The organism is Streptomyces sp. a15 (genome assembly GCF_059026085.1).
Map to the genome: position 1 here is coordinate 1 of NZ_JBWLKM010000204.1, position 2,423 is coordinate 2,423.

General features: G+C 62.5%; 1 protein-coding gene. It reads left to right on the top strand.

What is annotated here, in order from left to right; translation table 11 throughout:
* Nucleotides 1-535 precede the first annotated feature (535 nt).
* Nucleotides 536-2,320: a reverse transcriptase/maturase family protein gene (locus tag AC5P09_RS51605; RefSeq protein WP_493880578.1), complete on the top strand. Its 1,785-nt coding sequence runs from the start codon at nucleotides 536-538 to the stop codon at nucleotides 2,318-2,320.
* Nucleotides 2,321-2,423 lie beyond the last annotated feature (103 nt).

The window sequence follows — 2,423 nt, forward strand, 5'->3', positions numbered from 1 at the left end:
GGTGTGCGCCGTGAGGCGCTTTGTTGTATCCCCGACGCAGTCGGGAGGAACTTGGAGGGAGGTTCTTGGGTCACCCGGCTTACCTGAACGCGAGAGCGGGAGGGGACCAGAGCATGCCGGGAAAGCGGTGGACGTTTCGGAGGCGTTCAAGGCGTCGTGCCGCAAGGCCCGCACGATATGGCCAAGGCTGGATTGCTTGAAGCCCAATCCCCAGAGTGAAAGTGACGCACCGTCGGAATGACGCCTGTAACCGACGCTGATGCCATGCCCGGGCGTGAACCGTGGGACCGGGCAACCTCCATGGCATCGGGCGCCGCCCAGCGAGGGCGGCCAAGGGGATGAGTGGGCGGCCTACGTCGTGCTCGATACGTACAACGAAGACGTACCACGGGATCGCCTACGGGGCGCGAGCCCTATGGCGACGGAGTGCCCGTAGTAGTCGCCGGAGTAACGACCGGCCACGAAGTCCGGGAAAGCCGGAATAAGGGCGAAGGGGCACAGGTAATCACGATGTTCAGACGGGGAGGGATGCGCAATGCAGAGTGCTGAAACCGTACTGACCGTCATCCGGGAGCGCGGCAGGCGCGGCCTGCCGCTGGAAAGGCTGTATCGGCAGCTGTTCAACCGGGAGTTGTTCCTGCTGGCCTATGGGCGCATCTACGCCAACAAGGGTGCGATGACGCCCGGGGTCACCCAGGAGACCGTGGACGGCATGTCCCTGGCCAAAATTGACAGGATCATCGGTGCTCTGCGTGCGGAGTCCTACCGGTGGTCCCCGGCCAGGAGGGTTTATATCCCGAAGAAGATCGGGAAGCGCCCTTTGGGAATGCCTCCGTGGTCGGACAAATTGATTGCGGAAGTAGTGCGTATGCTCCTTGAGGCGTACTACGACGTCCAGTTCTCCGACCGCTCACACGGTTTCCGCCCCCAACGGGGCTGCCATACCGCGCTGGATGAGGTGGTGTCGGTCTGGAAGGGAACACACTGGATGATCGAGGGTGATATCTCCGACTGTTTCGGAAGTCTTGACCATGAGGTCATGCTCTCGACGCTGGCGGAGAAGGTCCACGATGGCCGGTTTTTGCAATTGATCGACCGGATGCTAAAAGCCGGGTATTTAGAGGACTGGCGGTGGAATGACACGCTCAGTGGCGCGCCACAGGGCGGTGTTGCTTCGCCAATCTTGTCCAATATTTACCTGGACCGGTTCGACCAGTTCGTTGAACAGCAGTTGATTCCGGATTACGACCGGGGCAGGCGGCGACGTACTTACCCCGCGTACGAGAACGTTGAGAACCGGATTGCGAGGGCCAAGCGGCATGGCGACCGGGAGGCGGTGCGCGCGCTGCGGCGTGAACGCCGCTCCCTGCCGAGCCAGGACCCCAACGATCCCGGATACCGGCGCCTTCGATACGTGCGGTATTGCGACGACTTCCTGCTCGGGTTCGCCGGTCCCAAGAGCGAGGCCGTGGAGATCAAGGCGAGGATCCGGGCGTTCCTGCGCGACGAACTCAAGCTGGAACTCTCCGAGTCCAAAACTTTGATCACGCACGCCACCAGCCAGGCGGCGCGCTTCCTCGGCTACGAGATCAGGGCACAGCGGGCCGATACGAAGATCACCCGGAACCGTCGGGCGGTCAACGGCGCCATCGGCCTGTTCGTGCCCAGGACCGTCATCCGGGACAGATGCGCCCGCTACATGAGCAAAGGAAAACCCGCTCTGCGCGGTCCGTTGCTGCACGATGAGGATTTCACGATCGTCGCGAAATACGGGTCCGAGTATCGCGGATTCGTCCAGTACTACCTTCTCGCCCAGGATGTTTCCCGCCTGGGACCGTTGCGCTGGGTCATGGAGACATCGATGCTCAAGACCCTGGCCGGTAAGCACAAGTCGACCGTCATGAAGATGGCCCGCAGATACAAGGCGGCCGTCGATACCCCTGACGGCCGGCGGACCTGCTTCCAGGTCACGGTGCACCGCGAAAAGGGGAAGAAACCACTGGTTGCCCGCTTCGGCGGGATCCCGCTCAAGCGACAGCGCAAAGCCGTCATTACCGACCGCCAGCCCGTCCTGGCCACTGCCAGGCGCAATGAGCTGATCCACCGGCTCCTCGCCGGGCAGTGCGAGATGTGCGAAGGACGAGACGGACTGCAAGTCCACCACGTCCGCAAACTCGCCGATCTCAACAAGCCAGGACGGCCGGAACGGCCGCATTGGGTGCACTTGATGGCCATGCGTAAACGCAAAACCCTTGTGGTCTGCGAGCGTTGCCATCAGGACATCCACGCGGGACGGGGCACAGCCACCACCCGGAAATGATCACTGGAGAGCGGTATGCCGGGAAACTGGCCCGTACCGTTCGGGAAGGGGCTGTCGGAAAAGGACCCGAACCACAGGCACCTCGTCGGCAGCCTACTTCACT